Source organism: Pseudomonas glycinae (assembly GCF_001594225.2).
Classification (GTDB): domain Bacteria; phylum Pseudomonadota; class Gammaproteobacteria; order Pseudomonadales; family Pseudomonadaceae; genus Aquipseudomonas; species Aquipseudomonas glycinae.
Genome location: NZ_CP014205.2, coordinates 2,338,926 through 2,363,919, shown reverse-complemented (window position 1 = coordinate 2,363,919; position 24,994 = coordinate 2,338,926). Strand labels below are relative to the sequence as shown.

At 60.7% G+C, this 24,994-nt stretch carries 20 protein-coding genes and 2 pseudogenes; 10 read left to right on the top strand and 12 right to left on the bottom strand.

The features are described from left to right. Positions 1–64 precede the first annotated feature (64 nt). On the top strand, positions 65–895 hold the full coding sequence (locus tag AWU82_RS10380) for an oxidoreductase (RefSeq protein ID WP_064379382.1): 831 nt from the start codon (positions 65–67) through the stop codon (positions 893–895). A gap of 120 nt (positions 896–1,015) precedes the next feature. On the opposite strand, the gene AWU82_RS10375 is transcribed toward AWU82_RS10380, so the two are convergent. Next, the gene (locus tag AWU82_RS10375; protein ID WP_064379379.1) at positions 1,016–2,407 is read right to left on the bottom strand and encodes an aldehyde dehydrogenase family protein; all 1,392 of its coding nucleotides are present in this window, start codon (positions 2,405–2,407) and stop codon (positions 1,016–1,018) included. A gap of 103 nt (positions 2,408–2,510) precedes the next feature. Here AWU82_RS10375 and ptrR point away from each other — a divergent pair, with 103 nt between their 5' ends. Next, positions 2,511–3,392 (top strand): putrescine utilization regulator PtrR, encoded by an 882-nt coding sequence (gene ptrR, locus AWU82_RS10370; RefSeq protein ID WP_064384043.1) that lies wholly within the window; start codon positions 2,511–2,513, stop codon positions 3,390–3,392. An 88-nt stretch (positions 3,393–3,480) separates the two neighbouring features. Here the strand turns inward: ptrR and AWU82_RS10365 are convergent, their stop codons facing one another. Together AWU82_RS10365 and AWU82_RS10360 are read right to left on the bottom strand one after the other, a co-directional pair. Further along, positions 3,481–5,046, bottom strand: a complete 1,566-nt coding sequence (locus AWU82_RS10365) for an aldehyde dehydrogenase (NADP(+)) (RefSeq protein ID WP_064379378.1) — start codon at positions 5,044–5,046, stop codon at positions 3,481–3,483. Continuing rightward, positions 5,043–5,681, bottom strand: a complete 639-nt coding sequence (locus AWU82_RS10360) for a cysteine hydrolase family protein (protein WP_064379376.1) — start codon at positions 5,679–5,681, stop codon at positions 5,043–5,045. Before AWU82_RS10360 ends, AWU82_RS10365 begins: the two co-directional genes overlap by 4 nt. A 99-nt stretch (positions 5,682–5,780) precedes the next feature. On the opposite strand from AWU82_RS10360, the gene AWU82_RS10355 reads away from it, so the two are divergent. Beyond that, positions 5,781–6,278, top strand: a complete 498-nt coding sequence (locus AWU82_RS10355) for a winged helix-turn-helix transcriptional regulator (protein WP_064379374.1) — start codon at positions 5,781–5,783, stop codon at positions 6,276–6,278. 71 nt (positions 6,279–6,349) lie between these two features. Here AWU82_RS10355 and AWU82_RS10350 read toward each other — a convergent pair whose 3' ends face one another. From AWU82_RS10350 to AWU82_RS10340, 4 genes and pseudogenes are all read right to left on the bottom strand, one after another. Next, positions 6,350–7,765, bottom strand: a complete 1,416-nt coding sequence (locus tag AWU82_RS10350; RefSeq protein WP_064379372.1) for a purine-cytosine permease family protein — start codon at positions 7,763–7,765, stop codon at positions 6,350–6,352. A 289-nt stretch (positions 7,766–8,054) separates the two neighbouring features. Then, positions 8,055–8,312: pseudogene (locus tag AWU82_RS29190) on the bottom strand (IS110 family transposase); the annotation flags it as partial. 43 nt (positions 8,313–8,355) lie between these two features. Continuing rightward, positions 8,356–8,511 (bottom strand): annotated as a pseudogene (locus tag AWU82_RS10345) (cytochrome c oxidase assembly protein); the annotation flags it as partial. A gap of 359 nt (positions 8,512–8,870) precedes the next feature. After that, complete coding sequence (locus AWU82_RS10340; protein WP_064382254.1) at positions 8,871–9,827, bottom strand: threonine dehydratase; 957 nt, start codon at positions 9,825–9,827, stop codon at positions 8,871–8,873. A 97-nt stretch (positions 9,828–9,924) separates the two neighbouring features. On the opposite strand from AWU82_RS10340, the gene AWU82_RS10335 reads away from it, so the two are divergent. After that, positions 9,925–10,770: a helix-turn-helix transcriptional regulator gene (locus AWU82_RS10335; RefSeq protein ID WP_064382255.1), complete on the top strand. Its 846-nt coding sequence runs from the start codon at positions 9,925–9,927 to the stop codon at positions 10,768–10,770. A 170-nt stretch (positions 10,771–10,940) separates the two neighbouring features. After that, a complete protein-coding gene (yghU, locus tag AWU82_RS10330; RefSeq protein WP_064382256.1) occupies positions 10,941–11,780 on the top strand; it encodes a glutathione-dependent disulfide-bond oxidoreductase in 840 nt (279 codons plus the stop codon). Positions 11,781–11,834: 54 nt separating this feature from the next. Here the strand turns inward: yghU and AWU82_RS10325 are convergent, their stop codons facing one another. Genes AWU82_RS10325 through AWU82_RS10315 form a run of 3 tightly spaced genes read right to left on the bottom strand, consistent with a single transcriptional unit; the run spans position 11,835 to position 14,147 of the window. Then, positions 11,835–12,326 (bottom strand): DUF2269 family protein, encoded by a 492-nt coding sequence (locus tag AWU82_RS10325; protein WP_064382257.1) that lies wholly within the window; start codon positions 12,324–12,326, stop codon positions 11,835–11,837. Positions 12,327–12,328: 2 nt separating this feature from the next. Continuing rightward, entirely contained in the window at positions 12,329–13,456 is a 1,128-nt protein-coding gene (locus AWU82_RS10320; protein WP_064382258.1) for a saccharopine dehydrogenase family protein, read from the bottom strand. A gap of 49 nt (positions 13,457–13,505) precedes the next feature. Then, positions 13,506–14,147, bottom strand: a complete 642-nt coding sequence (locus tag AWU82_RS10315) for a LysE family translocator (RefSeq protein ID WP_064382259.1) — start codon at positions 14,145–14,147, stop codon at positions 13,506–13,508. 155 nt (positions 14,148–14,302) lie between these two features. Here AWU82_RS10315 and glcD point away from each other — a divergent pair, with 155 nt between their 5' ends. The 5 genes from glcD (at position 14,303) to AWU82_RS10290 (ending at position 21,766) form a co-directional block, all read left to right on the top strand. Beyond that, complete coding sequence (gene glcD, locus AWU82_RS10310) at positions 14,303–15,802, top strand: glycolate oxidase subunit GlcD (RefSeq protein WP_064382260.1); 1,500 nt, start codon at positions 14,303–14,305, stop codon at positions 15,800–15,802. Then, the gene (gene glcE / locus AWU82_RS10305; RefSeq protein ID WP_064382261.1) at positions 15,802–16,866 is read left to right on the top strand and encodes a glycolate oxidase subunit GlcE; all 1,065 of its coding nucleotides are present in this window, start codon (positions 15,802–15,804) and stop codon (positions 16,864–16,866) included. The genes glcD and glcE overlap by 1 nt, the downstream gene beginning before the upstream one ends. Positions 16,867–16,869: 3 nt before the next feature. Then, positions 16,870–18,087, top strand: coding sequence for a glycolate oxidase subunit GlcF (gene glcF, locus AWU82_RS10300; RefSeq protein WP_064382262.1), 1,218 nt, complete (start codon positions 16,870–16,872; stop codon positions 18,085–18,087). Between the two features lie 105 nt (positions 18,088–18,192). Beyond that, positions 18,193–20,811 (top strand): bifunctional diguanylate cyclase/phosphodiesterase, encoded by a 2,619-nt coding sequence (locus tag AWU82_RS10295; protein WP_064382263.1) that lies wholly within the window; start codon positions 18,193–18,195, stop codon positions 20,809–20,811. 184 nt (positions 20,812–20,995) lie between these two features. After that, positions 20,996–21,766 (top strand): helix-turn-helix transcriptional regulator, encoded by a 771-nt coding sequence (locus AWU82_RS10290; protein ID WP_064382264.1) that lies wholly within the window; start codon positions 20,996–20,998, stop codon positions 21,764–21,766. A 67-nt stretch (positions 21,767–21,833) separates the two neighbouring features. Here the strand turns inward: AWU82_RS10290 and AWU82_RS10285 are convergent, their stop codons facing one another. Continuing rightward, positions 21,834–23,789, bottom strand: coding sequence for a MacB family efflux pump subunit (locus AWU82_RS10285; RefSeq protein WP_064382265.1), 1,956 nt, complete (start codon positions 23,787–23,789; stop codon positions 21,834–21,836). 2 nt (positions 23,790–23,791) lie between these two features. Then, positions 23,792–24,940 (bottom strand): macrolide transporter subunit MacA, encoded by a 1,149-nt coding sequence (macA, locus tag AWU82_RS10280; protein WP_064382266.1) that lies wholly within the window; start codon positions 24,938–24,940, stop codon positions 23,792–23,794. Positions 24,941–24,994: the final 54 nt, after the last annotated feature.

Sequence of the window (24,994 nt, the reverse complement as noted above, 5' to 3'; positions counted from 1 at the left end):
GTCGACTCAACTCATCAAGAAGGCCCCGGCAATCTCGCCAGGGTCACCGACAGGAGGAGTTGATATGCGTACCTGGCTGATTACCGGAGCTTCCCGTGGTTTTGGCACCCTTATCGCTGAACAGGCCCTGCGTGCCGGTGACGCGGTGATTGCCACCGCCCGCAACCCGCAAGACATCACCGACCGCCTCGGCGATCACCCGAACCTGCTGGCGGTGCGCCTCGATGTCACCCGCGAAGAAGAAGCCCACCAAGCGGTGGCAGCAGGCATCAAGCGCTTCGGCCGCATCGACGTGCTGATCAACAATGCCGGCTTTGGCGTGTTGGGCGCCGTTGAAGAAACCAGCGCCAGCGAAACCGAGCGCCTGTTCGCCACCAACGTGTTCGGCCTGCTCAACGTCACCCGCGCCGTGCTGCCACACATGCGCGCCCAGCGCAGTGGACGGGTCATCAACATCTCGTCGATTGGCGGTTATCAGGCCTACGTGGGCTGGGGTGTCTATGGCTCGACCAAGTTCGCAGTGGAAGGCATCAGCGAAGCGCTGCATCAGGAACTGGCGCCGCTGGGCATTCATGCCACGGTGGTTGAACCGGGCTTCTTCCGCACCGACTTCCTCGACGAGCAGTCGCTGATCAAGACCGCGCTGGTGCTGCCGGACTACGACGAAACCGTCGGCAAGATGCGCACCTTTGCCGAAGCGGCCAACCATGCGCAACCGGGCGATCCGCAGAAGTTTGCCGAAGCGATGCTGGCGCTGGTCAACGCACCGAACCCGCCGCAACGGCTGGCGCTGGGCAGCGACACGGTTGCACGAATCGAGGCGAAGAACCGCTTGGTGGCGCAGGAATTGGCCGAGTGGAAGGCGCTGGCGCTATCCACGGATTTCAAGGACTGAAACAAGACCTGTGGGAGCGGGCTTGCCCGCGAAGGCGGAGTGTCAGGCACCTTAAACGGAGGCTGACACTCCCTCTTCGCGGGCAAGCCCGCTCCCACAGGGTTTATCGGATCGACCGGATCAGCGGCGATCCAGCCACACCGTCTGCGCATTGCAGAACTCGCGCACGCCGAAGTGCGACAGCTCGCGGCCGAAACCGCTTTTCTTCACGCCGCCGAAGGTCACGCGCGGGTCGCTGGCGGAGTAGCCGTTGATGAACACGCCGCCGGTTTCCAGTTCGCTGGTCAGTTGCTGAGCCAGAGCGATGTTGGCGGTGTAGATCGTGGCGGTCAGACCGAACTCGCTGTCGTTGGCCAGGGCCACGGCGTGAGCGCAATCGCGGGCGGTGATGATCGAGGCCACCGGGCCGAACAGTTCCTGTTTGAACGAGGTCATGCGGTCGGTGACATCGGCCAGCACGGTCGGTTCGTAGTAATTGCCGGGGCCTTGGGCCTTGCCGCCACCGAGCAGCAGGGTGGCGCCTTCTTCCAGGGTGTCGCGCACTTGTTGGTCGAGTTCGTCGCGCAGGTCGAAACGGGCCATCGGGCCGATGTAGTTGTCGGCGGACAACGGGTCACCCATCTTCAACTGACGGGTGGCTTCGACGAATTTGCGGGTGAACTCTTCGACCACGCCTTCTTCGATGATCAGGCGTTTGGCGGCGGCGCAGACTTGCCCTGAGTTCTGGTAACGACCGATCACGGCCGCTTGCACGGCTTCGTCGATATCGGCGTCATTGAGCACGATGAACGGATCGGAACCGCCCAGCTCCAGCACGCATTTCTTCAGCGCGGCACCGGCCTGTGCGCCAATGGCCATGCCGGCGCGGACGCTGCCGGTCAGGGTTACGGCGGCAATGCGCGGGTCGGCAATGGCGCTGGACACGCCTTCCGGTGTGACGTTGATCACTTCGAACACGCCATCGGCGAAACCGGCGCGGGTGAAGGCATCGCGCAACAGATAGGCGCTGCCCATCACGTTCGGCGCATGCTTGAGCACGTAGGTGTTGCCGGCGATCAGCGCCGGGACCGCACCGCGCAGCACTTGCCAGATCGGGAAGTTCCACGGCATCACGGCGAGGATCGGGCCGAGTGGGCGATACTCGATGCGCGCCTTGCCGCCTTCGACCAGCGTCGCTTCAGCGTTGAGCATGGCCGGGCCGTGTTCGGCGTACCACTCGCAGAGCTTGGCGCATTTCTCGATTTCGCCACGGGCCTGGGCGATCGGCTTGCCCATTTCCCGGGTGATCATGGTCGCCATGGCTTCGCTGCTGTCCCGCAGGGCCCCGGCCAGCGCGGTCAGGGCGCGGGAGCGATCCTGCAGCGGTTTGCGTTTCCATTTGTTGAAACCGAATGCGGCGCGGGTCAGCGCAGCGTCGAGGGCTTCGGCGGATTCGAAAGCGTAATGACCGATCTGCTCGCCGGTAGCGGGATTGATCGAGATGGCGTGGGTCTGGCTGGAAATCGGGCTCATGGCGTCGTCCTGCGAGGTCAGTGGATGCGCTCAGAGTAGGGTGGCGTTTGGTTTCTGGAAACTGAATAATAAAGAGCGTTTCTTTCACGATTGGAGAATGAGTGTGGATCTGGTGCAACTGGAAATCTTCAAGGCCGTTGCAGAACACGGCAGCATCAGCGCGGCGGCGGCGCAGATCCATCGCGTGCCGTCGAACCTGACGACGCGCATCAAGCAGTTGGAGGAAGATCTGGGCGTCGACCTGTTCATCCGCGAGAAAAGCCGTTTGCGCCTGTCGCCGGCCGGCTGGAGTTTTCTTGAATACGCGCGACGCATTCTCGACCTGGTCCAGGAAGCCCGCGCCACGGTGGCCGGCGAGGAACCGCAAGGCGCGTTCCCGCTGGGCTCGCTGGAAAGTACGGCGGCTGTGCGGATTCCCGGTTTGCTCGCGACCTACAACCAGCAACACCCCAAGGTCGATCTGGACCTGTCGACCGGTCCGTCCGGGACGATGATCGACGGTGTGCTTTCCGGGCGTCTGGCGGCTGCGTTCGTCGACGGCCCGATCCTGCACCCGGCGCTGGAAGGCATCCCGGCATTCGAAGAGGAAATGGTCATCATCTCGCCGCTTCAGCACGGGCCGATCCAGCGCGCAGCAGACGTGAACGGCGAGAACATCTATGCGTTCCGCTCGAACTGCTCCTATCGCCATCACTTCGAAAAATGGTTCAGCACCGACGCTGCCGTGCCCGGCAAGATTTTCGAAATGGAGTCCTATCACGGCATGCTCGCCTGCGTCAGCGCGGGCGCCGGTCTGGCGTTGATGCCGCGCAGCATGCTGCAGAGCATGCCCGGCTGCGCGACGGTGAGCGTGTGGCCGCTGGCGGCGGATTTTCGCTATTTGACGACGTGGCTGGTGTGGCGGCGGGGTACGGTTTCGCGCAGTCTGAGTATGTTTGTGCGTTTGCTGGAGGAGCGCGGTGTGGTGCGTGCAGAAGAGAATTGATGCTTGGGGTCCGGGGCGTTCCCCTGAAGATCTGTTCATTTGATTGAAAAAAGTGCCCGGTTCGGTGACCCGCCGAACCGGGCATTTTTCATTGCCCGTCGATGCTGCGGGGCAGGTCGAGTGAATTGGCGTCGCGCAATACCTCCGGCAGCAAGGCATCGGGAAACCCCTGATACGCCACCGGCCGCAAAAAGCGCTCGATCGAGCTCATGCCGACCGAGGTGAAGCGACTGTCCGAGGTGGCCGGGAACGGCCCGCCGTGCACCGTGGCGAAGGTCACTTCCTGCGGATGGGCGAAGGCGTTGACCACGATGCGTCCGGTGCGGCGTTCGAGGATCGGCAGCAGACGCCGGGCCAGATCCAGATCGCGGTCTTCAAGGTGAATGGCTGCGCTCAACTGACCCTTGAACGAACGGGCAATTGCCAGCAACTCTTCCTCATCGTTGACCGTCACCAGCAGTGCAGCCGGGCCGAACACTTCATGGGCCAGCGCAGGCTCACTGAGGAAACGCTGGCCACTGACTTCCAGCAACGCCGAGCGTCCCTCAAATTGGCCATCCGTCGGCGCGCCGACCGCTACCCGATTCGCCCCTGCGCTTTCCATCGCCCCCAGTCCTTTGACGTATGAACCGTGAATCCCCGGCGTCAGCATCGTACGCGCCGGCGCTTCACTGACCCGCTTGATCATGGCGCTGCGCAACGCTTGCAAACCCTCGCTCTCGACCGCGATCAGGATCGACGGGCACAAGCAGGCTTGCCCGACATTCACCAGCATTCGCTCGACAAAACCATCGCCGATCTCACCGCCACGTGCGGCCAGCGCTGCGGGCAGAATGAAGGTGGGATTGACGCTGGTCATTTCGGTGAACACCGGGATCGGATCAGGCCGTAATTGCGCGCGGCGATAAAGCGCCATACCGCCCACCTCTGAACCGGTGAAGGTCACCGCTTTAATCAAAGGATGATCGACCAGCGCTTCACCGATCGCGTTACTACCACCGCGCACCATGGAGAAAACCCCTTCATGCAAACCATGCGACTGCACCGCTTTGCGGATGGCACGAGCCTGGATTTCCGATGCGCCGGGATGTGCGTTATGCGCCTTGAGAATCACCGTCGCACCGGCCGCAAGTGCCGACGCAGTGTCGCCGCCGGCCACCGAATAGGAGATCGGAAAATTGCTCGCACCGAAGATCGCCACCGGGCCGATGGCGATTTTTTGCAGGCGATGATCCATCCGTGGTCGCGGCTGGCGATCGGGTTGCGCCGGGTCGATCGCTAATTGCAGGAAGCGACCCTTGCGCACCACGTCGGCGAACTGGCGGAACTGGGTGGCGGCCTTGGCGGCTTCGCCCTCCAGTTGTGCCTGGGGCAGGCCGGTTTCCAGTGCGGCGCGGGCAGCCAGTTCTTCGCGTACGGCGTCGAGGTTGTCGGCGATGCTGTCGAGAAACGCCGCACGTTCGGTCAGCGAAGTGTGGCTATAGCTGTCGAAGGCCGCATCGGCGAGGGTTGCCGCCTGATTGATCTGCGCCGCACCGCCGAGGGCGAATTCCGGTTCGAGCAATTGGTTGGTTGCCGGGTTCAGTGCCTTCATCGTGCCTTCGGTGGCGGACACGTCAGCGGCGCCGATCAGCAGATGTCCGGTCAGATTCATTTCGCTTCACCCTGCGACTGAAGGTTGGCGATCAGTTCGTCCGTGGTGGTGATCACATGGGCGAACGTCGGGCCGTTGAGTTCGTGGGCGGCGTGCATCATTTCCTCTTTGAACGCAGCGGTCGCATCGCGCACCAGCGTGACGTGGTAGCCGAGTTCCGACGCGTAACGGGCGGTGGCTTCGATGCAGGTGTTGGCCAGCAGGCCGACGATAATCACGTGGGTGATGCCTTGCTGTTTCAGGCGAAAGTCCAGGTCGGTGTTGGCGAAACCGCTGGAACCCCAGTGTTCCTGAACTACGATGTCGCCATCCTTCGGTGCGAAATCCGGGTGCCATTCGCCGCCCCATTCGCCGCGCGCGAAGTGGTGCATATGCATGATCTTTTGTTGGGTCGGGGTCGGGTGATCCCAGTTCTCGTAGTCACCTTTTACCCAGCGGTGATGCGGTACGATGACCACCGGAATCGGCAGGGCCCGCACGGCGCGATCGAGTTTGCGCAGGTTGTCGAGCAGGCCGTTCTGCTCGGCCATCGGTTTGAGCAGCGGAAAGATCTTGCCGCCCTCGGAGAGAAAATCGTTGTACGGATCGACCAGCAGGTAGGCGGTTCTGTCGAGCGGATAAAGAGGTTTCGACATGACGATGGACTCCGGCAATGAGAGTGATCGATGCTCAGGGCTTGTTCCCGCATCGTGTTGATATGATAATCATAGTAACTGTGAAAGAGGCAAGCCCTGATGGCTGTAAACGATAGTCTTCCCGATACGCTGTGCCCGATTTCCCGGGCCGAGGCGATCGTCGGCGACCGCTGGACGGTGCTGGTTTTGCGCGAATTGTTCATGGGCAGCCATCGCTACGACGAGATCCTGGCCCAGACCGGCGGTACGCCGCAGATGGTCGCCGCCCGTCTGAAAAGCCTCGAGGCCGACGGGTTGGTCGAGCGTCGCTTGTACAACGAGCGGCCGAAACGCTACGAGTACCACCTCACCGCAAAGGGCGAGGCGTTTTACCCGGTGATAATTGCGTTGCGCGCCTGGGGCGAGACCTGGTGCAAATCGCCGGAGGAGGGGCTGGCGGTGAACATGACCCACAAGAACTGCAATCACAGCGCGGGCCTTGGGCCGGTGTGCGATCACTGCGGCGAAGTGTTGCGCCGTGAGGATCTGATCAGCCAGTCGCAAGAGGCGTACGTTGCCGAACGACAGGCGCGGCGTGAGGCGTTCAAAGCGAAATAGACGGCTCCATCCAAAACAAAAAAAGGCCCTCATTTGCGAGGGCCTTCGCGTATCAGCGCAAAACGGATGACTTACAGATTGTTCGCCAGTTTTCCGCAAGTCAGCCGCCGACGATAAGCACTGTCACGAGTCGCCAGCCAGAAATACAGCGGCGAGGTCACCAGCAGGCCAACCAGCCAGGACAGGTCCGCGCCGTTGATGTGGGCCGACACCGGCCCGACGTACAGCGGCGTGTTCATGAACGGAATCTGCACCGCGATGCCGATCGCGTAAGCCAGCAAGGCCTGCGGGTTGTAACGGCCGTAGATGCCGCCATCGACCTGGAAAATCGAGCCGATGTCGTACTGGCCTTTGTGGATGGCGTAGAAGTCGATCAGGTTGATCGCGGTCCACGGCACCAGCACGACCAACAATACCAGCACCATGTCGACGAAGTGGCCGATGAAGTCCGCCGAAGCGCCGACCGCAGCGAAGCAGCAGGCCAGCAGCACGATGATCGAAATCACTGCGCGGCTCTTGGCGGTCGGAATCCAGCGGTAGGCGAAGGTTTGCACCAGGGTGATCAGCGACAGCACCGCGCCATACAGGTTGAGGGCGTTGTGGCTGATGACGCTGAGCAGAAACAGCACCAGCATCAGCGGGCCGATGGCGCCGGTGGCGAGTTTCACCGCGTCCATGGTGTCCAAGCCCACTGGCGTTGCCAGCACGGCGACGGCGCCGAACACGAACGACAGGCTCGAACCCAGCGCCGATCCCAGATAGGTCGTCCAGAAGGTCGCCGCCACCGGCACGTTCGCCGGCAGGTAGCGCGAGTAGTCCGACACGTAAGGCGCAAACGCGATCTGCCACAGCGCCGCCAGCGACACGGTGGCGAGCCAGCCCGAGAGGTTGAAGCTGCCGCGAGTGAGGAAATCATCGGTCTGGATGTGGGTGAGGATGTAGCCGAAGCCGACCACGATGCCGATCCCCAGGACCCAGGTGCCGATGCGGTTGAGCACGTGGATGAAGCGGTAACCGATGATGCCGATGATCCCCGAACCCAGCGCACCGATGACGATGCCGACCGGCACCGGAACGCTGTCGACCACGCCATGCAGGGATTTGCCGGCCAGCACGATGTTGGAGGCGAAGAAGCCGATGTACATGACGCCGGCAATCAACACCACCAGCAGTGCGCCGAGGGAGCCGAACTGCGCACGGCTCTGGATCATCTGCGGGATGCCCATCTGCGGGCCTTGCGCCGAGTGCAGCGCCATCAGCACACCGCCGACCAGATGGCCGACCAGAATGGCGACGATGCCCCACACCAGATTCAGGTGAAACAGCTGCACGCCGAGGGCGCCGGTGACGATGGGCAACGGCGCGATATTGCCGCCGAACCAGAGGGTGAACAGATCCCGAACCTTTCCGTGGCGATCTTCGGGCGGCACGTAGCCGATCGTGTGTTTTTCAATGAGCGGTGCAGACGTTGATGCAGAGGTGGCCATGACGAACTCCAAGGCAAGGACGAGTACGTGGACGTACTTCAGTGAGCGCCGGCACGGACGGCGCATTTCTTGTTGGGGTTGATCATGGGCAAGGAAAGGGCAGAGATAAATTAGTAGTTTTGTTGCTTCAGGCGTTAAAAAAACGAGCTTCTTTTTTCTGTCGTAACCGCTCTGTTTCGGGTCTTTCGTGCATGCAAGCGCGAACGCAGCCGACCTCCCCAGGAGCAGCTGTCTGTCGGTGGCGGCGCATCGAAAATCTGTGCCAGTCGCTGGATTACTGTGGGAGATTCTATGTTGCAGGGGAACCCTGCAACCTTAAATTGGGTTGGTATTCGCTCTGATTTTTCATGAGGGCGAATGCCACCCGGCAAAGCTTACGGGCGAGGATGACCAAAGCCTGAGTTCTGGCTAGACCTCTTGCCAGATAGGATTCATAGAACGGTTTCCAAACAGGGGACCGACAAGCTGCCATAGCTGCATTGTGTGCAAGACGCCGTAATTCTCCGTCACCTTTTTTGCTCAAGTGGCGAGGACTGTGTTTCTTGCCTTCGTATAACTTCGTATAATGTATGCTATACGAAGTTATTACGGTCGGCGGTGTTGGTCGACAGGAATTGCACCCGCACTTGCCGCGAGGCATCGACGGTCTGCTCGCCCTCGTACTGCCCGGCGGTCTTGCCGTTGATGCCGAACGCTTTGCACATCACGTCGTAGATCGGCACCAGGGCAAAACCGAAGACGAACATCGATCAAACATCTTTGGGTTTTTAAGAAACCCTAAACTTGGCTCAGCAATCGTTGGTTACATCTTTGATTTCTCGCGGAGTAACTTGTGATGCTGATAATCTTGTTGACTATCAGTCTGACTCCACAAGCACCCACACGAATTGCTTGATTCAGTTGTTAAAGAGCGGTTGGTTAAGATCTTTCGTCTCAACCGAGGCGCGCATTCTACAGCAGCCTCATTTGCTGTCAAGTGATTATTTTCATTTAAATTCAATCACTTGCGTCAGAAGCAACATAACGTTGCTCGCTAACGGGAGGCGAATAATACCGGATTGAAATTCGTGGTCAACCCCCGTTTGAAAATTCTTTTCACCGACAATCAACCAATCACCGTGGCATACACCGACTGGTCAATATTTCCCCCGGACAGAATCACGCCGACCTGTTTCCCCTGCATTTTTCCACGTTCCTGCATCAATGCGGCCAACGCTGAGGCACCCGCGCCTTCTGCGAGGTTGTGGGTATCGGTGTAATAGACACGCATGGCTTGGGCGATCTCGCCTTCGCTGACCGAGACGATCCTCGTCGCCCCTTCCTTATAGATGTCGAACGCCTGCGCAATCGGCTTGCGCACGGCCAGGCCATCGGCAAAGGTGTTCGCCGACGGGGTTTCGCAGATCACGTTCGCTTCAAACGACAACTTGGCAGCCGCGGCCTCTGTCGACACCACCCCCACCACCTCGGTATTCAGTCCTAGCGCGTCGCGAGCGGCGATCACACCACAGATCCCCGATCCGCAACCGATGGGCACGTAAACCGTATCCAGATCCGGCGCAGCACCGAACAACTCCAGCGCATACGTTGCCACCCCCTTTACCAGTTCAACGTGAAACGGCGGCACCAGGAAAAGGTCATGCTCCTGCGCCAGGCGCGCCGCCTCCTCACGAGCCTCGTCAAAATCGCGCCCGCACTCGACCACTTCACCACCAAAGCCACGCATGGCGTTGTTCTTTTCCAGCGAATTGCCCCGCGGCACCACAATCAACGCTTTCAGCCCCGCCGCCCGCGCCGCCAGCGCCAGACTCTGACCGTGATTGCCACGCGTCGCAGAGACAATGCCTTTGACAGCCGGATGTTCACGACGCAGCCAGTGCATAAAGGTAATACCGCCGCGCACCTTGAAGGCGCCGGTGGGCGTATGGTTTTCATGCTTGACCCAAACGGTGCAGCCCAACCGCTCGGCCAGTAACGGCCAACGGTACTGGGCGGTGGCCGGCATCACCTGATAAACCTGACGGGCAGCATTTTCAATATCATCGCGAGTCAATGCGTGCATATAGGTAGCTCCTTGAGTTTTGGCTCAGTCTAGGCACGGACGCATGACGTCGGCTTTCAAAAAACCGACCTGACTTTTGTGCGCTCCCTTCACTACTATGGTGTTCATGAGCCAGCGAAACCGTCGCCATTCCATAGTCATTGATGAGCCGATACGTCGTGTCGAAGCCGGTCCGTGGGCGATCGAGCTGCTGCCCGGCGCTGCCTACTCGGTGCGATACGTGGCGACCCAGTCCGCGATCGGCTTTGCCTTCGACAGCCAGCGCGGCGTGCACGCCATTGGTACTGACCGGATACGCCCCTTCGATGCGATGCCCAATGGCCTGGCGTTTGTTCCGGCTGGATGTGACGTGTTGTCCGAGTCACCCATGGGCGGCGAGTACCTGCGAGTGATACGCACAGACGGCACGGCACTGGCGGGAGACAGTGCGTTCAACAATCGCATCGACCCGCAGGCTATTCACCTCGCGTCGCGAATGCGCAATGCGCTGCTGCAAGCCTCTCTGGATGATGACTGGGAAAGCTGGGCGCTCAACCTGGCTGAACGGGTTGAGGGCCATGAGGCCGCAATGCATCAAGGCTCGATCACCGGCAGCCGAATGCGCCTGCTGGACGAGTTCATCGACGCCGGCCTCGGCAGCCCGCTCAGCGTCCCGGAAATGGCGCAATTGCTGGACTTGTCAGAGGGCTATTTCATGCGCGCCTTCAAGCAGGCGACCGGCAAAAGCCCTCACAGTTACCTGATCGACAGGCGGCTGGCCAAAGCCCGAGCGTCGATGCGCGATACAACGGCCAGCCTCTCGCAGATAGCTCTCGCTTGCGGCTTCAACTCACAGGCGCATATGACCACAGCCTTCAAACAGCGCCTTGGCGTGAGTCCGGCGCAATTGCGCACAGATTCGCGCCATAGCTCTGCTACCGACACACAACATTCTTCTATATAGAAGAAGCGGCCAGAAGCCCGGCACATGCCGGGCTCGTTTTTTACCCAAACCATTTCAGCGAACAACCAGTGGCATTCAAACGCCCTTCTATGGTGTCCTGTTCGACAAGAGCCCGGCACGCTCCCTGCCCGGCTCACGTCATCCAGCATACAACCGATGAGGTCCGTTTCATGAGCAAGGCGCCCTACGCTCCACCCAAGGTCTGGAAACACATCGCTCCGTCCGGCGGCCAGTTCGCCAGCATCAATCGTCCGATTGCCGGGCCGACGCATGAAAAAACATTGCCAATTGGCAAACACCCGCTGCAGCTCTACTCGCTGGCCACACCCAACGGCGTGAAGGTGACTATCCTGCTTGAGGAGCTGCTGGCGCTCGGACACACCGGCGCCGAGTATGACGCCTGGCTGATCCGCATCAACGAGGGCGATCAGTTCTCCAGCGGCTTTGTCGAGATCAACCCCAATTCGAAAATTCCGGCGTTGCTGGATCGCAGCGCAGAACCGGCCATTCGCGTCTTCGAATCCGGCTCGATCCTGCTTTATCTGGCGGAAAAATTTGGCGCCTTCCTGCCTACCGACCTGGCGGGACGCACTGAAACCCTGAACTGGCTGTTCTGGCAGATGGGCTCAGCGCCCTACCTCGGCGGTGGCTTCGGACATTTTTATGCGTATGCGCCGGAGAAACTCGAATACCCGATCAATCGATTCACCATGGAAACCAAGCGGCAGCTGGATGTGCTCGATCGCCGACTGAGCGAAAGCCCTTACCTTGCCGGCAACGACTACACCATCGCCGACATCGCGGTCTGGCCTTGGTACGGGCAATTGGTGCGCAACAATGTCTATTCTGCCGCCGAGTTTCTTTCCGCCCATGAATACACCCATGTGCAGCGCTGGGCGCAAGAGATTGCCGAACGGCCTGCGGTGATTCGTGGCCAGCGCGTCAACCGGACGTGGGGCGATGAAGCGAGCCAGGTTGCGGAGCGGCATCAGGCGAGCGATCTGGATTGAGCTTTGCCTGATACGACGCGACGTCCGGTGCGGGTGTATCGGGCGTTGCGTTCGCTACACCAACAGGTCGGCCCACTGCCCCGGCGTCATCTTCGTCACCATCAGCAGCACGATCACGAACATCCCCAGAAAACCGGCAACACCCATCCAGAACCACTTTCGATACACGCAGCGGTAGTCATCAGCGAGCCCTGCCCCAGTCTCGACTGCGCTTGAAGCCATCACGTACAAACGCTTCTGAAGCACCAAAACCGGCAACCAGAGCGAGCCGACGCACAGGAAAATGATCAAGGACGTCAGTACCCACTCCGTGGTCAAGGGCATTGCGGCAAGCCTGGTCAACCCGTAACCCGTCGCGACCTGAATAAAGCCCGCCGGCGTGGTGATCCAGGCGTCGAACCGTACGACCATTCTCGCCACGTGCGCGATCACCAAAGGGTTGGCTGTACGGCTCGCGGCGATCAAGTAGAGGTACGACCCCATGCCGAATCCGAACAGGAAAACCGCGGCGATGATGTGAATGTATTTGAGGCATAGGTAGAGCACGGTCAGTTCTGCCCGTCAGAGAAATGCATCGACAGGCTCAGATTCTGCGGATCGTTGATGGCCGCCATGTACTCGTCAACGCTGACCTCTCCTACACAAGGACGTGCGCCAGCCTCGGGCTGGTATCCCTGCGCGATTTTCGCGGCCAGGGCAACGGCTGCGCAGCTGGGAATTTCCGGTCCCTTGTCATTCCGGGCGGTGAGCTGCACCGTCATGGCCAGCGGTTTTCCGTCGATACCGAGTCCTGTCACGTCGATATACATTGCGCTTTTGCCATCACCGAATCGCTCGAACCAGGTCCCCCAACGATGAAGCCGCGCGGCCCAGGGAAGATGATCACGAAACGCACCAAACCTGCGGGCCAGCGCGAACAGACCGTTGGCCACACCACCCAGCTTCAGGCCCGCACCCGCCTTGAAACTCAAGGTTTGTGCGCCATAGCGTTTAGCGAAGATATCCATGTCCGGCACGTCGACATTCGCCAGCACCCGAACGCCCAGGTGAGGCATCTTGCGCAACGTCAGGTCCAGCCAGCCTGCCACCTCATGAACCTGGCCATTCCTGAGTTGCCTGATCGGCTTGCCGGCGTAGGCCAGAACACCTTCAACCGTCGACAGGCCCGGCATTTTCGCCGACGAGGAAATACCATGTTCGATCGAATCGATGCGGGAGAAGCGATGCCGCTGTTCATCGATAAGGGCCGATGAAAGTGTTGGCACCGAACTGCAACCGCTGAGAATCGCCACCCCGGCCTGTTTCGCGCGGGCATCGAGGATTCCGATGTCGTTGACAAATGTTCGGCAGTCGGACAAATCGCAATAATGCACACCCGCGCCGATGCAGCGCTCGGCAACCGCATAGGATTGCCCTTGAAACGGGCCGCCGGTGTGGATGACCAGTTGAATGTTCATCGATTTCAGAGCTGCGTCAAACCCGTCCCCCATCGCGTTGCCGCACCAACTCTCGCAGACAACGCCCGACCGGGCTTTCAGCTCGTCGACTTTGTGCGCCAATTTCTGCGGGTCGCGGCCTGAGATCACCAACTCGATGTCAGGCATCTCAATCAAATGCCGACTGACAATGCTGCCGAAATTTCCATAACCGCCGACCACTAAAACCCTGAGTGCCACGCAATGCTTCCTTGAAATGGATGACTGATTTCAGTCGGACAGCTTTTACTTACGCGGCCTGCCGACGCATCGTCAGAATCGCAGCCCCAAAACCGATAAACGTAGTTCCCACCACCCGACTGACCCAGCGGGACAGCGCAGGCCGGGTCAGCACGCCCTTGGCCCGCGAGGCGAGCGCTGCATAAAGCGTCAGCGACGTCACCGACAACGCCATGAAAATCGAGGTGAGGATCAGAAACTGCGGCAGCAATGTCGCGCCCTGATTGATGAACTGAGGAAACAGTGCGGTGAAGAACATTGTTGCCTTGGGATTGGTCACGGCCGTCAGGAACGCTGACTTGTACAGTTTGCTGCGAGTAGGCCGGACCTTTTTCGACTCATCTTCAACGTGCTCCGGGAGCATCGAACCTTTTTTGAACAACTGCCGGATCCCGAGGTAGAACAGATAACCGGCACCGATGATTTTCACCGCGTTGAACAGCATTTCGGAGCTGGCCAGCAAGGCCCCAAGTCCCAGCATCGCGGCAGCCGAGAGGCAGAACAGGCCACTGGCATTGCCGAGGGATGACCAGATTGCACTGCGTTGACCATGGGCCAGGCTGTTGTTGATCGCCATCAGGGTCGCGGGCCCCGGGCTGGCGATCGCAATCGCGGCAACCAGGGTAAAGGCCAGAATCGAGTGAGAATCCATTTTCCATGCTCGTTGGGGTGAGGTGGCGGCATATTACAGGAGCGCGGGAGCCAACGGACCTCCGGCCGCTACGCTTTACTTCTCGGTGTCAGCAGCCCAATGATGGAAACCGGCACCGACCTCGAATAACGACAACGGAGGGTCGTCCAGCGATCATGAACATTCTCTACGACGAACAGGTCGACGGCGTTTTGCCCGACGTCGACAAGACTGCACTTCTGCAGGCCCTGCTGCACCAATGGCCAGACCTGGAAGTGTTGCATCAGCGCGAAGAATTGAAGCCGTATGAATGCGATGGGCTGTCCGCCTATCGCACCACGCCGCTGCTGGTGGTACTGCCACGACATATCGATGAAGTTCAGGGCGTGTTGCGAATCTGCCACGAACGACGTGTGCCGGTGGTGGCCCGGGGCGCCGGGACCGGATTGTCCGGCGGCGCTCTACCGCTGGAAAAAGGTGTGCTGCTGGTGATGGCGCGTTTCAATAACATCCTGCACATCGATCCCGCGGCGCGTACTGCACGGGTTCAACCCGGTGTGCGCAATCTGGCGATCTCCCAGGCCGCGGCGCCGTTCGGGTTGTATTACGCGCCTGATCCTTCCTCGCAAATCGCCTGCTCCATCGGCGGCAATGTGGCGGAAAACGCCGGTGGCGTGCACTGCCTCAAGTACGGACTGACTGTGCACAACCTGCTCAAGGTCGAGATCCTCAGCGTCGATGGCGAACGCCTGACATTGGGATCGGACGCGCTGGATTCCCCCGGTTTCGACCTGCTGGCACTGTTCACCGGCTCCGAAGGCCTGCTCGGGGTGATTACCGAAGTCACGGTCAAGCTCTTGCCCAAACCGCAGACGGCCAAAGTGCTGCTGGCGGCATTCGACTCCGTGGAAAAGGCCGGCCGCGCAGTGGCCGACATCATCGCGGCCGGCATCATCCCCGGCGGCCTGGAAATGATGGATAACCTGGCGATTCGCGCGGCCGAAGACTTCATCCACGCCGGTTATCCGGTGGACGCCGAGGCGATTCTGCTTTGCGAACTCGATGGCGTTGAAGCCGATGTCCACGATGATTGCACGCGGGTCCGGCAAGTACTTGAACACGCCGGCGCCACCGAACTGCGCCAGGCCCGGGACGAAGCCGAACGCGTGCGATTCTGGGCCGGACGCAAGAATGCGTTCCCCGCCGTGGGCCGGTTGTCGCCGGACTATTACTGCATGGACGGCACAATTCCGCGCCGCGAATTGCCCGGTGTACTGCACGCAATTGCGCAGCTTTCAGCCGAATATGGCTTGCGGGTCGCCAATGTATTCCACGCTGGCGACGGCAACATGCACCCACTGATTCTGTTCGACGCCAACCAGCCCGGCGAGCTGGAACGTGCCGAAGCGCTGGGTGGCAAGATCCTCGAACTGTGCGTGAAGGTCGGCGGCAGCATCACTGGCGAACACGGTGTGGGCCGGGAAAAAATCAACCAGATGTGCGCGCAGTTCAACGGTGACGAACTGACCCTGTTTCACGCCGTGAAAGCGGCGTTCGATCCGAGTGGCTTGCTCAATCCCGGCAAAAACATTCCGACCCTGCACCGCTGTGCCGAATTCGGCGCCCTGCACGTACACCACGGGCAGTTGCCCTTCCCCGAACTGGAGCGGTTCTGATGGGCGATACAAAGGATTTCGATGACAGCGCCAATCTGCTCGAACAGGTCAAGCTAGCGCTGGAAAATGCCACGCCGCTGCGCATTCAGGGCGCCAACAGCAAGGCTTTTCTGGGACGCATCGTCGGCGGTGAAATTCTCGACACCCGCGCTCACTGCGGCATCGTCCGCTACGACCCGACCGAACTGGTGATTACCGCGCGCTGCGGCACTCCGTTGGCAGAATTGCTGACGATGCTGGACGCCTCGCAACAGATGCTGGCCTGCGAACCGCCGGCATTCGCCGACGACGCCACCGTGGGCGGCATGATCGCCAGCGGGTTGTCAGGCCCGCGTCGCCCGTGGTCGGGATCGGTGCGCGACTTTGTGCTCGGCACACGGATCATCACCGGTCACGGCAAACACCTGCGCTTTGGTGGCGAAGTCATGAAGAACGTTGCCGGTTATGACCTGTCGCGCCTGATGGCCGGCAGTTACGGATCGCTTGGGGTGATCACCGAAGTCTCGTTAAAGGTGCTGCCCAAACCGCGAGCGTGCCTGAGCCTCAGTCTGGAGATGTCCGGCGAACAGGCGTTGCTGCGTCTGGCCGAATGGGGCCAGCAGCCGTTGCCGATCAGCGCTGCCTGTCACGATGGCCGGCAACTGCACTTGCGTCTGGAGGGCGGCGAAGGCTCAGTGGCGGCCGCCCATGATCGACTTGGCGGCGAGCTGATCGACAGTTCGTTCTGGGCCGATCTCAACGAACAGCGTCTGGGCTTCTTTGATCAAGACCAACCGCTCTGGCGCCTGTCCGTGCCGCTCAACACCCCGCCGCTGAACCTGCCCGGCGAGCAGTGGCTTGACTGGGCCGGTGCGCAACGCTGGCTCAAATCCACGGCAGAAGCGGCGAACATTCGCAAAGTGGTCGGCCACGTCGGCGGCCACGCGACCTGCTACAGCCACGGCCTGATCGATGAACCGTTCCATCCTCTGGCACCCGCCCTGCTGCACTATCACCGCCAACTCAAACGACAACTCGACCCCCGGGGCATTTTCAACCCCGGGCGTCTGTACGCGGAGCTTTGAGCCATGCAGACCAACCTCAGCCCGCAAGCCCGACAACTGCCCCGTGCCGAAGAGGCCGAAAGCATCCTGCGCACGTGCGTGCATTGCGGGTTCTGCAATGCGACCTGCCCGACCTACCAATTGCTCGGCGATGAGCTGGACGGCCCGCGCGGGCGCATCTACTTGATCAAGCAAGTGCTCGAAGGCAACGAAGTCACGGCCAAAACCCAGCAGCATCTGGATCGCTGCCTGTCGTGTCGCAACTGTGAAACCACCTGCCCTTCCGGCGTGGACTATCACAACCTGCTCGACATCGGCCGGGCGGTGGTCGACGACGCCGTTGCGCGGCCGCTCGGGCAGCGTCTGTTGCGTGAAGGTCTTCGACGCGTCGTGCCCAATCCACAGATGTTCAAAGGGCTGATCAAAGCCGGCCGGATGTTCCGGGCGCTACTGCCCCATTCCCTGCAAGACAAACTGCCACGCAACGTGGTGCTGCCTGCCCCACGTCCCGCCATCCGTCATGCGCGACAAGTGCTGATGCTCGAGGGTTGCGTGCAGCCAGGCTTGTCATCCAATACCAATGCCGCAGCAGCCCGAGTGCTGGATCGTCTGGGCATCAGCGTGATTCCTGCCCGCGAGGCGGGTTGTTGCGGCGCGGTGGATTATCACCTCGACGCCCAGGCCAGCGGTCTTGAGCGCGCGCGCCACAACATTGATGCGTGGTGGCCGGCCATCGCACAGGGCGCCGAGGCGATCGTACAGACTGCCAGCGGTTGCGGTGCGTTCATCAAGGATTACGGGCACTTGCTTCGCGCCGATCCGGCTTATGCCGAAAAGGCCAAAGCCGTCAGCGCGCTGGCAAAAGACCTGGTTGAGGTGCTGCGCGAGGAGCCGCTCGAGTCCTTCGGCATCCGCGCCAATCAACGTGTAGCTTTCCATTGCCCGTGCACTTTGCAACATGCACAGAAACTCGGCGGTGCGGTGGAGTCGGTGCTGACCCGCCTGGGCTTCGACCTGACTGCCGTCCCCGACGCTCATCTGTGCTGCGGCTCGGCGGGTACTTACTCGATCACCCAACCGGCGCTGGCCAGGTCACTGCGCGACAACAAACTCGATGCGCTGGAGAGTGGTCATCCCGAGATCATCGCCACCGCCAACATCGGCTGCCAGATCCACCTCGACGGCGCCGGCCGCACGCCCGTCAGGCACTGGATCGAGTTGGTGGACGCGCATTGTCGATGAAAGTCCGAAGTGCCTGCTACCCTTCAAACGGTGGCGCAGACAAGACTGAACATTGCGTCGATCCAAGTGTTCTAGATGCCGTAATCACGGATCAAGGATGAGCGAATGGACTTTTCCACTCATGCGGCCCCGCTCCCCTCGCCTCAACGTAACGCCACCCGACGCCTGGCCTTTGCCGTAGGCGTGCTGTTCATAGCCGGTGTCATCACCGCCGTCGGTGCCCTGTTCAGTATTGCGACGCGGCTCGATGACGACGATGTGAACGACAACCTGTTCTATTCGACCCGAGCCCTGGAAAACCGCATCCTGGCTTCAAAAAACTACATCACCAGTTACGCCTACTGGACAACGGCCTATGAGCACCTGAGCGCTCAGGTCGACACGAACTGGGCCTACGTTGAACAAAACCTCGGCAAAACCCTGTTCACCAGCGATGGCTATGACGGCGTATTTGTCCTGAACCGGGAACAGACCAAATATGCGGTGGTGCGCGGCCAATTGGTCGAAGCAAACATTTCCGGTTTTCTCAAGGCGTCGGCCACTGCACTGGTCGACCAGGTACAGCTGCAGAGCGACCTCACCAAGCCCGTCAGTACCTATTCGTTGTTTGAAGACTGGCCGGCGCTGGTGACGGCGGCGGCCATCATTCCCAATGACGAGCGCCCCACCGAAGAACCCCGTAACACCTCCGTGCTGGTATTCGTCGACAAGCTGACGCCTGCCAAACTGCGGAAGATCGGCAGCGGCTTCGGCCTGAACAACCTGACCCTGGCCCCGGACGAAACCATCGAAGCGGGCCAGCCCCGAGTGCCGCTGGACAGTACCGGTTACAGTCTGGTCGCAGACCTCGAGCGTCCGGGGCAACAGTTGCTGTGGTCATTGCTGCCGACGCTTGGCAGCATTTTGCTCATCCTCATGCTGTTGACCGGCTACTTTTTCCGGCATGCCTTGCGCTCGTCGCAGTACGTGGACAACAGCTTCGAAGCGATGCAGACCTCACACCGCGCAATGCAAGCGGCCAATCAGGCACTTGAGGCCAGTGAAGAACGTTTTCGCGCCGTGGCTGAAGCGGCTTCGGACTGGATCTGGGAAATCGACCGGCACCTGTCTCTCACCTATCTCTCGGCGCGCTTCAGTACTGTGACCGGCTACCCACGTGAACAGTGGCTGGGACAGGACATCATGCAGTTACTGTCCTGCGATACCACGCCGCTGGAGCTATGGCTCAAGAAACTGAACGAAGAGGTCAACGCCAGTGACCTGCGCTGTACCTACCGCGATGAAACAGGACAGCAACGCTATTGCCGGCTGTCCGCCCGGCCGATCGTCGAAAGCCATTCCATCGTCGGGTATCGCGGCACCGCCAGCGACATTACCGATGAAGTGGCGGCCCATGCACAGATCCAGCACCTGTCCATGCACGACGCACTGACGGGGCTGCCCAATCGCAACAAACTGGCGCGCTATCTGGAAGAGGCCCTGCAACTCAAAGAGCATGCCGCACCCCTGTCACTGCTGATGATCGATCTGGACAACTTCAAGCCGATCAATGACTCACTGGGGCATCCGGCCGGTGATGCGGTCCTGCAGGAAGTCGCCAGGCGCCTGCGCGAATGCACGCGTGATCACGACATTGTTGCGCGGCTGGGCGGCGACGAATTCGTCGTCGTACTCAGTGGCATGGACTCGCATCAGGAAATCGACCGGTTCTGCACACGTCTGATCGGCAGCCTGCATGAGCCGGTGATGTTCGAGCATCATCCGTTGCACATCGGTGCCAGCATCGGCATCACCCTGAGCCGGCGCCACGGCTTCGAAGCCGCAGAGCTGATTCGCTGCGCCGACATCGCGCTCTATCAGGCCAAGTCGGAGGGCAAGAACACCTGGTGCTATTTCGAAGCGCACATGAGCGACCAGATTCAGACGCGTCGACAAATGGAAGACGACTTGCGCAAAGCGCTGAAAGACAACGAACTGGTGCTGCACTACCAGCCCCGCTACAAGGTGGACGGCAAGGAAATTGTTTCGGTTGAAGCCCTGGTGCGCTGGCAGCATCCGACGAAAGGGCTGCTCGGTCCCGATCTGTTCATTCCGCTGGCGGAGCAGACGGACCTGATCGTCCCCCTCGGTCGCTGGGTATTGCGCGAAGCCTGCCAGACCGCCCTGACCTGGCCTGCAGAAATCCTCCTGTCGGTGAACCTCTCCCCTGCCCAGTTTGCACTGAGCGATGTCGTCCAGGATGTGCGCGAGGTACTGGTCGAAACCCGCTTTCCGGGCAGTCGTCTGGAACTGGAGATCACTGAAAACGTCATGCTCAACGACACCGACGGTGCATTGACAACCATGAACGCGCTGAAAGAGCTGGGCGTGAGGTTGAACATGGATGACTTCGGCACCGGCTACTCCTCGCTGGGCTACCTGCGCGCCTATCCGTTCGACGGCATCAAGATCGACAAGCGTTTCATTGCTTCGATCAGCACTGGCAGCAATGATCGTGCGGTGGTGCAAGCGATCATCGGTCTGGGCAAGGCGATGGGCCTGAATGTCACGGCCGAAGGCGTCGAGACCGAAGAGCAACTGGCCATTCTCGGCAAGGATCAATGCAACGAAGTGCAGGGTTATTTCATGAGCCGGCCCATCGACAAAATGGCTTTTGCCCGTTTCCTGCAAACTTCAAAACGCTCTGGAGCGGTCAATCATCGCTCGAACACCGCGCGCTCATGAGGACCGGCGCCTGTCCGGCCATTGAATGTTCGGGTTATGAGCTAATAGCCCCTTCATTAATCCGTCGCTCAAACGTTGTACTAGGATAGGATCCAAATTTCCCGATTTGTGGTCGCCGGCCAAGGACATCCGCCGGAGACTCGGGAAAGCGCAATTCCCCCATTGCTACTCATGGATGAAACACATGAACTCACACCTGTTCCCTCACATCGGCAAAGTCATCGCCAGCACTGGCAGCCGGCATTTTCCGCGGATGCTGCACGACCTGATCCTCACCCAACTGGCCGTGGATGCCACACACATCCGGCAGATGCGCGTGGAGCCGGTCGGGCGTGCACAACCGCGCATCGACCCTGAATGCCCCAAAGAGGCGGCACTGACGGCCGAGACGGTGTATTCCGAACTGAGCACCGATCCCGCTAACAGTGACGTGCCCGCCCCCGAACCCTCCACGGTCACCGATGCGTCGCAGTTGCACCTGACCCGGCGCAAGGACGGTTACCGTTATGTGATTTCCGTGTACCGCTGCGGCCCGTCGAAGCGCTTCTCCGCGCGAGAGCGCAGCCTGTTGCAGGACATCTCCCCGGTGCTGCTGCCGATGGTGGAAAAGCATATCCACGCGCTGCAACCGGCGAGTGCGGATCCCGAAGTGCAAGCCGCAGCGACCGAAGCATCGCTTCAAGGCCTGGAGACCCTGCGCTTGCGTTTTTGCGAGCGCGTGCAGCAACTGGGCCTGAGCCTGTCGAACCGAGAGATGGAAGTGTGCGTGGGTCTGCTGGCCGGGCGCACCGCGCCTGAACTGGCCGAGCAATTGCAACTGAAGGTCAACACCGTCGAGAGCTACCTCAAGCGCGCCGCCATCAAACTGGGGATCAGCGGTCGCCATTCGCTGATGCGCTGGATGTATTCACCTGAGGACTGCCCGGCCGCCTGCGATCCTTCCAACGCGGCCTGATCGATCACGCGCCTGTAAAAAAACCGCCGTCCTGCCAGGGACGACGGTTTTTTTCATGTCCGGCCCCTCAGTCCCGCGCCAAGGCCTCGATCGGGTCGAGCCGCGAAGCATTGCGCGCCGGCACGAAGCCGAACACGATGCCGATCAGCGTCGAGCAGAACACCGCTGTCAGCACCGAGCCCAGCGAGAACACCATCTCCCATTCCTTGATGAACAGCGAAAACAAATGGCCGATGGCGTAACTCAACGAAATTCCAATCGCCCCGCCCAGCAGACAGACCATCACCGCCTCCACCAGAAACTGCTGACGGATGTCCGACTGCCGCGCCCCCACCGCCATGCGAATGCCGATTTCCCGGGTACGTTCAGTGACCGACACCAGCATGATGTTCATCACCCCGATGCCGCCCACCACCAGCGAAATCACCGCAATCAGCGACAGCAACAGCGCCAGCGAGCGGCTGGTTTTCTGCACCGTCTGCATCACGCTGTCGAGGTTGTTGGTGAAGAAGTCCTTGGTGCCGTGGCGCTGCAGCATCAGTTTGTTGACGTTGTCTTCCACCACCTTGCTCGGCTGGCCGTCCTTGATCCGCACGCTGATGCTGTCCAGGTAACGCTGGCCCAACAGCCGGCCGGCTGCGGTTTCGTAAGGCACCCAGACATTCAAGGATTTGCTCGACGAGAAGATATTCTTGTTCTCTGCCGCCACGCCAATCACGGTGCACGGCAAATTACCGATCAGGATCACCTGCCCCAGCGGATCGACTCCCTCGCCAAATAACCGTTGGCGAGTGTTGTGATCGATAACCACCACCTGAGCCTGGCGCCGGGCATCGCTTTCGCTGAACGGGATGCCCGACTCCATCTTGATCCCGCGCACCTGGAAGTACAGATCGCTGACGCCGTTGACCTGCGCATCGAGGTCGATATTGCGATAGCGCAGCAGGAGATTGCGCCCGACCACCGGCGTGGCGCTGTCGACGTAGTACAGCTGATTGAGCGCCGCCACATCCGCCGGCACCAGGGTTTCGATGGCCGCCGAGCGACTGTCGCCGAAACTGGTGCCGGAATAGATATCGATGGTGTTGCTGCCGATGGCCTGAATGTCCTTGAGCACATAGCGCTTGGCCCCTTCGCCGATGGCCGAGATCGACACCACCGAGGTAATGCCGATGACGATCCCGAGCATGGTCAGCAGTGTGCGCATGCGATGGGAAATCAGCGCGACCCAGGCCATGTTGAACGCTTCCTTGAACAATCCGAGGCTGGCCACCAGCCGCCGCGCTGCTGTGGATTTGGGGACCGCGCCCTCATTGGTCAGTGCCGTGCTGTCGCGCTCGTTGCGGCGGTCGCTGAGGATTTCGCCGTCGCTGACTTCAATGATGCGCTCGGCGTTGGCCGCGACCTTGGGGTCGTGAGTCACCAGAATCACCGTGTGCCCGGCCGCGTGCAGCTCCAGCAGAATCCGCATCACCTCCTTGCCGCTGGTGGTATCGAGGGCGCCGGTGGGCTCGTCCGCGAGAATCACTTCGCCGCCGTTCATCAAGGCCCGGGCGATACTCACCCGCTGCTGCTGACCGCCCGAGAGTTGGCTTGGGCGATGGGTCAGGTGGCCTTCCAGGCCCAGCCGAGCCAACAATTCACGGGCCCGCGCATGCCGTTGTGGCTCCGGCGTGCCGGCATAGATCGCCGGCATCTCGACGTTGTGCATCGCGCTCAAGTGCGGCAGCAAGTGATAGCGTTGGAAGATGAAGCCGAAATAGTCGCGACGCAGTTCGGCCAGCGCCTGATTGTCCAGATCCCGGGTTTCCCGGCCGTTGATCTTGTAGCTTCCGGCCGTGGCGTAGTCGAGGCAACCGAGAATGTTCATCAGGGTCGATTTGCCGGAGCCCGAGGCACCGATGATCGCGACCATTTCCCCGGCATTGATCGTCAGGTTGATGTTCTTCAGCGCGAGAAATTCGCGATCGCCAGCCGTGAAGCTGCGGCTGATGCCGGTCAGTTGCAGCAGAGGTTCGTTCATGCTCATGCCCCTGCCACTTTCGCCACCGGATCACCGATCACCACCCGGTCGCCTTCGGCCAGGCCGTCGTTGACCTGCACCTTGACGTTGTTGTTGATCCCGGTCTGCACGTTGCGCGACTGCGCCTGGCCCTTGGCGTCCAGCACCCGCACCGGGAAGCTGCCATCGCTGTTGCGTGGGCCCAGCGCGGCGACCGGAATCGTCAGCACCGACTTGGCGGTGTCGAGCACCACCCGCACCTGAGCGGTCATGGAAATACGCAAACGGTGATCGGGATTCGGCACCTCGAACAGCGCGTTATAGAACACCGCGGTGTTCTGTTTCGGCGTGCCGGCGGGCGGCGTTTCCAGGAAGTTCTGCGGCGCAGGCTCGGTACCGCGCAGCTTGCCGTAATAACGCTTGTCCTCGCCGAGAATGGTGAAGTACACCTCCTGCCCCGGCGTGATGTGAATGACGTCGGCCTCCGACACTTGAGCCTTGACGGTCATGGTGTCCAGGTCCGCCAGTTTCAGCAGGATCGGCGCCAGCTGGTTGGCGATCACGGTCTGGCCTTCCTGAGTCACGATGCCCACCACGTCGCCGTCGATGGGCGCGACGATCCGCGTGTAGGCCAGATTGACCTTGGCGGTGTCGATCTGGATGTGCGCGCTTTTGATTTGCGCATCCAGCGACATCAGGTTGGCCTGCTGCACTTCGTAGTTCGACTGCGCGGTTTCGAAATCCTGCCGCGAGATCGAGGCGTCCTCCTGCAGGTTCTGATAGCGCTCGTAGATCGCCTTGGTCTGGCGCAACTGAGCCTGGGTCGCCCGGCGCTGGGCTTGCAGGTTTTCCTCATCGACCTGTGCCTGACGCAGGGTGTTCTGCAGCACCAACGGGTCGATTTCCGCCAGCCACTGGCCCTTCTTGACCTTGTCGCCGACCTTGACCTTCAGCGACTTCAACTGCCCCGAAACCTGGGCGCCGACGTCCACTTGCTTGATGCCCTCCAGCAGACCGGTGGCCAGCACTGCGTTTTCAATGTCAGCGCGTTCGACCGTGGCGGTCAGGTATTGCGGTGCTTCGGCCGGCGCCTGCACCGTGTAGAACACCAACCCGGCCACCAGCGTCAACGCGATTCCCAGACCGACTTTGCGCACCTTCGACTGTTCCATAAATGACCACAATTCCGTTCAGGGTTGAGCCCGGCCAGCGGCCGGGTTCCAGGA